The 565-nt window shown below is 49.2% G+C and carries 1 protein-coding gene; it reads left to right on the forward strand.

All coding sequences use genetic code 11. The annotated features are described in order from the left end of the window. On the forward strand, window positions 1–411 hold a 411-nt coding region (locus H5993_RS09175), incomplete at its 5' end, for an LPXTG cell wall anchor domain-containing protein (RefSeq protein WP_204777106.1). Window positions 412–565 lie beyond the last annotated feature (154 nt).

Here is a 565-nt window from a genome sequence, read left to right on the forward strand (position 1 = left end):
AACGGTAATAAGATTCCTAATGTGCCAACGCCAACCTACCCAACGGATCCAACAGATCCAACCAAGGTAGTACCAGACGAACCGGTTCCAACGATTCCAGGCTACACGCCGGAAACGCCAACCGTCACACCAGAAGATCCAGGGGCGGATACTCCGGTCGTTTACCACACGCCAATGACGCCAACGCCGGAGAAACCAACAACACCGACAACGCCAGGTTCGGCAGTGCCACAAGCACCTACCTCAGGCGCCACCCCAGCATCTCCAACCGCGGCTTCTACTTCTCAGGCCCCTGCTAAGAAACTCCCTCAAACTGGTGACCAATCAGCTACTGGTTTGGTAGCAGCCGGCCTAGCAACGTTACTTGGATTAATGGGAACAGGCTTAAAACGGCGGAAGCAAGAGCGGTAATGAATGCTTAGTAAAATTAAATCAACTATGTTTCCTCCCTAAGTAACCTGCGAAAGCTCCAGTTAGTTCGCTTTTAAGGGTCTACAATATTTGGTACTGATAGGAGTAAAATCCTAGCAGTACCAATTTTTTTGATTTAGGGGATTTTATGTAT

It is taken from the genome of Limosilactobacillus alvi (genome assembly GCF_016900115.1).
Lineage (GTDB): Bacteria > Bacillota > Bacilli > Lactobacillales > Lactobacillaceae > Limosilactobacillus > Limosilactobacillus alvi.